This window comes from Sinomicrobium halophytocola (genome assembly GCF_052983395.1).
The window spans coordinates 1-7,761 of the sequence record NZ_JBRKIT010000008.1 but is presented as its reverse complement, the minus strand read 5'-3'; the positions used below and the strand labels follow the sequence as shown (position 1 = coordinate 7,761).

The 7,761-nt window shown below is 40.3% G+C and carries 6 protein-coding genes; 2 read left to right on the top strand and 4 right to left on the bottom strand.

Features of this window, described 5'->3' with window-relative positions:
• The 3 genes from ACVBDY_RS02060 to ACVBDY_RS02050 all read right to left on the bottom strand — a co-directional run.
• Window positions 1–1,718: ABC transporter permease (locus ACVBDY_RS02060; RefSeq protein ID WP_447173807.1), on the bottom strand; the 1,718-nt coding region annotated here is incomplete at its 3' end.
• Between the two features lie 763 nt (window positions 1,719–2,481).
• Window positions 2,482–3,537 (bottom strand): linear amide C-N hydrolase, encoded by a 1,056-nt coding sequence (locus ACVBDY_RS02055; protein WP_447173806.1) that lies wholly within the window; start codon window positions 3,535–3,537, stop codon window positions 2,482–2,484.
• Window positions 3,538–3,998: 461 nt separating this feature from the next.
• A complete protein-coding gene (locus tag ACVBDY_RS02050) occupies window positions 3,999–5,087 on the bottom strand; it encodes a Fic family protein (RefSeq protein WP_447173808.1) in 1,089 nt (362 codons plus the stop codon).
• 8 nt (window positions 5,088–5,095) lie between these two features.
• Between ACVBDY_RS02050 and ACVBDY_RS02045 the strand changes: the two genes are divergently transcribed.
• Complete coding sequence (locus ACVBDY_RS02045) at window positions 5,096–5,851, top strand: hypothetical protein (protein WP_447173805.1); 756 nt, start codon at window positions 5,096–5,098, stop codon at window positions 5,849–5,851.
• Here ACVBDY_RS02045 and ACVBDY_RS02040 read toward each other — a convergent pair.
• Window positions 5,767–6,951 (bottom strand): Fic family protein, encoded by a 1,185-nt coding sequence (locus tag ACVBDY_RS02040; protein ID WP_447173804.1) that lies wholly within the window; start codon window positions 6,949–6,951, stop codon window positions 5,767–5,769. The genes ACVBDY_RS02045 and ACVBDY_RS02040 overlap by 85 nt on opposite strands.
• A gap of 243 nt (window positions 6,952–7,194) precedes the next feature.
• Between ACVBDY_RS02040 and ACVBDY_RS02035 the strand changes: the two genes are divergently transcribed.
• Entirely contained in the window at window positions 7,195–7,647 is a 453-nt protein-coding gene (locus ACVBDY_RS02035) for an ISAon1 family transposase N-terminal region protein (RefSeq protein WP_447173803.1), read from the top strand.
• The last annotated feature ends 114 nt before the right edge of the window (window positions 7,648–7,761 follow it).

The following is a 7,761-nucleotide window of genomic DNA, read 5'->3' as shown; positions in this document are numbered from 1 at the left end:
GTGCCGACCGGATCCTTAAGCCGCATGGCCTTCACAGCAGCTTCATTCAAGAGAATGGCCATACTGTCGGTGGGATACCGGTACACATCAATATCGCGGCCGGCAACCAATTCGATACCGAACGTCTCGGTGAAACCGGCATCCGTACCCATCCGCACGAATTCCAGTTTCTCATCAGCTTTCGTACTGCCTTCCCAATGGAATCCCCAACTGTCGCTCCACTGTTGTGTAATGGGGTTGGCCGAAAGGGAGACGGATGTCGCGGCATTGCTTCCGAGTAATTCGTTTTTAATGGAGGTATAATTCTTATCCATATCGCCCTGAAAAAAGAGGTACACCAGATTATTCCGGTTATACCCGGCATCCCGGTCCAGCCCATATTGGATCTGGCGGTAAACGATGATAGTGGCAATAATCAGTATAATGGCAAAGGTAAACTGGATAGTGACCAGTATTTTCCGTGGAGCGATCAGGGTATTTTCTTTTTTGAAGGTTCCTTTGAGCACACTTACCGGATTGAATGAGGAGAGGTAAAAGGCCGGATAGCTACCCGCAACCAAACCGGTAACCAGGATAAACCCGAGGGCAGATAGCCAGAAAAGCGGATTGTCATAGGGAACAAATAATTCTTTCCCGACCAACCGGTTAAAACCGTTCAGGCTCAATTGAACGATCAACAGCGCTACAAAGAATGAAAAGAGACTCAACAGGATGCTTTCGATGAGAAACTGGGTAATCAGTAGGGTTTTACTCACACCGACGACCTTCCGTATGCCCACTTCCTTCGCACGTCGTTCGCTCCGTGCGGTGCTTAGATTCATGAAGTTGATGCAAGCGATCAGCAAAATGAATACAGCAAGTACAATAAATAGCCTTACGGTGACCAGGTTGCCCGCTACCAATATGCCATCTTCCGACTTGTTGTACAGGTAATAGCGGCTCAGCGGTTGCGTAAACACCTCGGTTGTAGATGCGTTTGCCGTTTCTTTCGTATGGTCTATCGTGATGGTCTTTACTTTCTGGTCGAAAACCGCCTGGCTCGCTCCCGGTTTCAATAGTGTATACGTTTTGACCGAGTTGTTGCCCCAAAACGTATCGTTCCAGCCCAACCGATCCATATGTTCCCAGGGGAGCAGGTAATCGAACGCCAATAGTGTATTGTTCGGCAGGTCTTTCAGGATACCGGTTACCGTAACATCGCGGTTGCTATCAATGCGGATGGTCTTGCCCATGGGATCCGTATTGCCAAAGAGGGTTTCAGCGAATTGCTCGGTCAGGACGATACCGTGTCCGTCTGCCAATACTGCGGAGGCCTCTCCTCGTATCAACGGAAAACTAAAGACGTTAAGAAAGCCACTATCAGTAAAGGCTCCCCGGGCATTAAGGTTTTTATCGCCTACTGTGAATAAGAACGTGATGTTATTGAACCGAACGGCATCCTCAACCTCCGGATAGTCGGCTTTCAGGGTGGGCGCCAATACTTTGGGGGTGTTGTTCCACGCCCAGCGATTGCCCTCCGGATCAGCATCGCGGTTGTACATAACATAGATACGGTCTTCCTTTTCATGGAATCGCTCCATGCCCAGTTCATTCCGGATCCAGAGGATTATCAACAATGCAGCCGCCATGCCCACGGATAACCCGGTCACGTTGATCAGCGAATGGGCCTTGTTTTTAGCGAAGTTCCGGAATAATGTGCTTAAATAATTCCTGATCATATCTTTTTATGTTCTATAGCCGGGTTTCGGTATTTTATAAGTCGGTTTATGGGTGCTGATTTACTTCTGCCGACAGCCACACTCCACCCTATTCTCATTGTCTGGTCTTAAATACCAAACATGAACTACGCCAAAAATATAAATATCTGATTTTTTGAAATATACGCTAAAAAAGACACTTCAAAAGTGTTCGGCACCGGACACTTTCTGTTCGTATTCGGACGGATTACGACATGTTACCCCTGCAAATTCTGATGTTCAACATTAAAGTAGAATATGGTGATATGTAGTTTACCTGTGTCGATCCGGATACTGTTTTGCCCCAAATGCACAAACTATATTTTGTCAACAAACAACATCTAGTGTCAAAATATAGTTTGTATAGCATAAGCCCCCTGTCCAAAGAGGATTGGGCTTTTTCATTGAAAAACTGGAAGAACAATTGAACAAAAGTGGTTCGGAAACTCAGGACATCAATATCAACAAACTGTTAGACAAGGCATTAAAAAGTGCTAGAAACATCGCAAAACTGTATGGCGAAGGGGAATCAGAACCCGCAGGGATATCATTGGTTCCATACTCCCTGAAAAACCGGAATTTGACGGAACAAATTATCGAACTATCCGGATGAACGTAATCGCCCATCGTATACCACACACAAACAATGGGTTACCACAAAACAAAAGGTAGCAATTTATAGGCCTGTGCAACGACTACCATTGTTAGCGGTTCGGTTTTTTTATTTTTTAAATCAATTCATTCCTTATTCTAATCCAGCAAACTTAAAGGGTTCGGCATTTTTAAAATTCATAGATGATTCACCTGAATAGTTCTCATTATTATCTAAACTAAGCTTTCTTACTTTACCTTTTTCGCTGAAATCAATTTTGCTAAACTCTACCCACACCACATTAGGATTCAGTACATTGTCGAAGTAGTAGACCAAATTTTTCTGATCAGCAACGGTTCTCCATCGTGTAGACGAAATGTTCGGTTCAGTTGGGGACGATATGCCCAAAGGAACGGAACAATTTCTGATGACGCTGAAAACACTTGGAATGGCAACCCTGGTATTATCGGTTTTTGGTATTGCGTCAATGTAGTAAGACGCCCTTACAAACCTATCCGCAGCTCTATTTGTTCCAGGTAATGCAATTGTTCCGGGAATACCTTTCCAGTATGCGTTAATGGCGAGTTGTTCTTCAAAAATGGGTGAATTTGTCATTGTTACATATGACTTGTCATGGTGAATCACCAACTTTCCATCTATATACTCGAATATTGCGTTATCGCCTGTTTTATCTGAAATTGATAAATGTACCGTGGCAAATTTGTCCGTCCCCGGGATATTTGAAGAAACAACGACAAACTCTTCCTTGCCCAATGCGGCAACGGCTTCCTCTACTGTTGAAAAATTGTCCAAGACGTACTGCAACCAAAGCGAAATGGAAAGACCTGGCGTGTTTTTATCTTTCCCGAATTTGGGATAATTAGACTCGGCCAGCCAAAGTAAATTACCGACAAGCCCCATTTCATTCATTCCGTCCGAAGAGGCAATGTCCCAGGAACTTGTAATTACACTTCCGTATTTTGATTTCCACTTTATCGAGGTCGTACCTACTTCTCCGTTCCTTTCCATACCTTTCGGGAAAATCCAAAGATTGGCAGGAATATCATCTTTCCAATCCATTGAACGAGCAGTGATAATTGTTCCGTTAGGACCGTGGTAAACTACTCTAGTACACGCAAAAACCTCATTGAGCGTAAAAAATGAGCACAAAAATAATGCTGTTAAGATTAATCGGATTGATTTTTTCATTTCATTTGGTTTTAAGTTATCATATTTTTAATGTTCTTGTTCAAACCTTGTCTTTATAAATAGTCTCTGGTTAGTTCTGCCTGGCCACTAAAGTGTTTGGCTATGGTTTCGTTGCGTGAAAATCCTCAAGAACTTTCCGAAAGAAAGTCAGAAGCAATGAATTATAGCCGGCATGCCTGTTACACAAGTTAGCAAAAAAATCACATCGGGTTGACATTAAGTTTTCATTGGGCACTTAAATTGAAGTATGCAAAGAAAAAAAGCCTTGTTCTTTGAAATTAATTCAAACGTTTTTGTAAATGAGGTTTTCATTGTACCATTCGGAGCGCAAACCAAATATGAATTGCTCTTTTCAAAATCGAATTCATGATTTATTTTTCCTATTAGCACAACTTAACGAATAGACAACAAATTGATCAAATTTGGTCGCTTTATCAGACAACTCAGGAAAAAAGCCAAACTCAGTCAGGATGATCTGTATTCAAATAGTATCTTGTTCTCTTCCGCTCACCTGTTCTTATAAAAGCCTCCAGTTCTACTAACTTTTGCAGATCACGTGTTGCTGTGGAAGCCGTAGTTTTAGTAATACGCCTGTAATTATCAGCGCTTAGTCCTCCCTGAAATCCATGAATACCCTCTTTAAAAATCCGCGCCACTACTTTTTGCTGTCTTTCATTTAACTTGTCCTCAAAACGCTGATAAAACCTCGTCTTTTCGATAAGAAAGTTTATCATGCTCTGTGTATGGTTCTGGGCCTGAATAATCATTTCACAGAAATACACTAACCATTCCGTAATATCCGGCCCGGTACTGTTTTGGTGAAGCGCTTCATAATACTTCTTTTTATCGTGTTCAACGGTATGGGAAATTGCAATGAGTGTAGGTCTTTGCAAACTTTGGGATAGTGCTTTTTCTGAAACAGCACGGCCTATTCTCCCATTCCCATCCTCAAATGGGTGAATACTTTCAAAATAGAGATGGGCAATCCCCGCCCGGGTAAGCAGATCGAGGCTTTCGGTACTATTGAACCATGAAATGAAAAGGTTCATCTCCTGTTTCACCTGATATGAAGGCGGAGCCTCATAATGGATTCTCGGACGATTCATAGGGCCGGATACAATTTGCATTGGATCGTCATGGGTCCCATAACTTCCTATGTCCGGCAGATCACGACGTCCTTTGGCTAACATGGCATGCCATTGGCATAATTGCTCATGGGATAAAGGGGTATGATAATTTTTATACAGATCAATCATCATTTCAGAAATTCCTTGCTCAGCCGGTGAAATTCGGCGCACATCCCCTTTTAGTCCAAAATGTTTTCGAACGGAAGATTGTAACGAATCCCTGTTGAGTAACTCCCCTTCTATTTCAGAGGTTTTATATGCTTCATCACTAATTAGCATAACTTTCAGTATATCCCGGTCATTACTACTTACATGTTTAAGACTGCCGTACAACATTCCTGCATTATGTAAAAAATCTTTCTCATAAGCTGTTAAAAGGGGTATATCATAGGTAAAATCCGGCCAGTTTTTATGTTTTCCAATTCCATGCCATGAGCTATAAAAATATTTTTATAGCTCACCGACTATTGCGTTATCCATATTTCAATCCAAATGCCCTTCTGACTAAGGTTATCCCTCCGCTTACCTTTTTGCCCATATCGGTAGGAAAGCTATGCGTTGCAAGGAACAAGCTGCTCGCGGAAAACCTGGATGATGAAGATTACCTTAAAACTAAAAAAGAGTGCAAAGCGCAGATCGAAAAACTGGAAGAACAATTAAGTAAAAGGGGGTTGGAAACTCAAGACACCAACATCAACGAACTGTTAGACAAGGCATTAAAAGGTGCCGGAAACATTGCAAAATTGTATGGAGAAGGGGGAATCAGAACCCGAAGGGGTATCATTAGTTCGATATTTCCCGAAAAACTGGAATTTGACGGAACAAATTATCGAACTATTCGGATGAACGTAATTACTCATCGTATCTTTCATATAAACAACAAGTTACCTCAAAATAAAAACAAGAAAAGCGACCATTTTAATCGCTTTTCCTGTCATTTAATGCTTGCGAAACAAATCCCAAACCACTTTGTGGAGGATTTGAAGCAATTGGCAGGGTTGCATCCGGAAGTTGAAGTACTAACTCGTTTAAACTTTTTGTATTTGAGCGAAAAATCCAGGTATTATTTTCTCTTAATTGTTTATAGTATTCAAAGCGATAATTATACCCGTACTAATTTCATCAATGGTTCAAAAGCGTACATCGCGGCCCTTCTTCCCGAAGCTTCTTCCTTGAGAATTAAATAGCCATTGTCTATAAGCTTTCTAATGATAATTACCGCTGTAGCATTCGGAATTTTTGTATTACTTACAAATTTACTGTTACGGAATACCGGATAGGTAAATATAAAATCAACTATTTCCATATTCCATTTCGAAGATAACAGATCGGAGAAATCAGATTTTGTTTTTTCGTATAAATCCCTTATACTTTCTGCAACTTGAAGATTTCTAATTGCTTGACTTTCTACTGCAATTAAAAAAAATTTGATCCATTCGTTCCAATCACCCGTTTTAGAGACTTTACGCATTTGTTCAATGTACTCGTCTTTATGCTCCTCAAAATAACCACTAATATAAAAATGTGGTTGCGACAGTATGCTTTCTTTCCATAAATTAAGTGTGATTAACATTCTGCCAATTCTTCCATTCCCATCCTTAAAAGGATGCAAAGCCTCAAATTCCAGATGCATTATTGCCGTTTTAATGAGTGGGGGTAAATCGGATTTTTCAATATAAGAAAGCAATCTTCCGAGTCCTTCATCAAGTTTCTCCGGACTTACCGGAATAAACTGTATTTCTTTTTTCATTTTATCCGCAAGATAATTTTGCTCCTTTTTGAATTCTCCCGGCGATTTATTTGCTCCACGCCCCAAATAAAGTAATTGCTGATGCATCTGCCTTATAAAGTTCAATGAAAAATTGTATCCGCTTTCCAATGCGCTTTGCGCATTCTTCAGGGTCCTTTGATAAAGAATAGTCTCAATAACATCGGATTTAGCAGTAGGATTTTCCACACCTTCGTTATCCGCCTCGTATTGCAATATTTCATCCATTGTACTGATTGTCCCTTCTATACGGGATGAAATTACTGCTTCTTGATTCCGTAACGGTGTCAATAATATCTCCGTGTTATGCAGATTTTTCAGCATCTGATCAAATCGGGCCAGTGCGTCTGTTGCGTTTACAAGTTCCTGTATAAAAATATTATATTCAATTCTTCGAGGAGGAAACTCCCCATAGTGATAATCGACGGCCTTATCCATGTTATATTCCATATCCTTCCGATTTTGTCTATAAAAATAAACAAAAACATATACACAAATAGATTTGTTTACATAAAACATGTAAAAATTGTAAACAAATAGCTTTGTTTACAAAAACTGTAAGCAACTAGATTTGTTTACATAAAACATGTAAAAATTGTAAACAAATAAATACTGTTTGCACAAAACGGAAAGAAATTATAAAACAAAGGCGGGGTATGATATACTAATAATGTTTTGAACATGCTTTAGAAACACCTATATAAAGAAGAATCCTAAGGGTGTCATTAGTTCGAGGTCCTTCAAAAAATCTAATTTGACAGAATGCAATATCGAACCGCCCGGATCCACATCATTTCGGATCAATCTCAAAAGTTGTGGGGAAATTGGCGTAAAGGTTCGATCTTTGCAAAAACACACACCTTGGACAATTATCTTGACTTTATAAAAATGGTCTTGCCCTCTTTTCTGGTTGACCACTTTGATTTGATAAAAAGCGAAAAGCATGGTGAAGTAATGCATCTTTATTTTGAGGAGCGCAACACCCCTCCAAAAGAGAACTCTTTCGGTCGATTAATGTCTAAGGGCTTCCATAAAGAGATTACCATCCAAGATTTTCCCTTACGAGGACATCGTGTTTTTTTACATGTTAAGCGCAGGAGATGGTTGGATCAGGATAGTGGAAATGTAATTGAAAGAGATTGGAATTTGGTAGCGCAGGGCACTCGTATGACAAAGGAGTTTGCTGCTTTTTTAAAAGAAATTAGTCGATACTAAGGCTTCAGACTTCCATACTATTGGATTTTTCTATGGCGTAAACGGGAAGAAACTCCAACGTCAATATAAGGATTACATGAGTGATTTTATGTCCTGGAATCAGAAGTCACATGC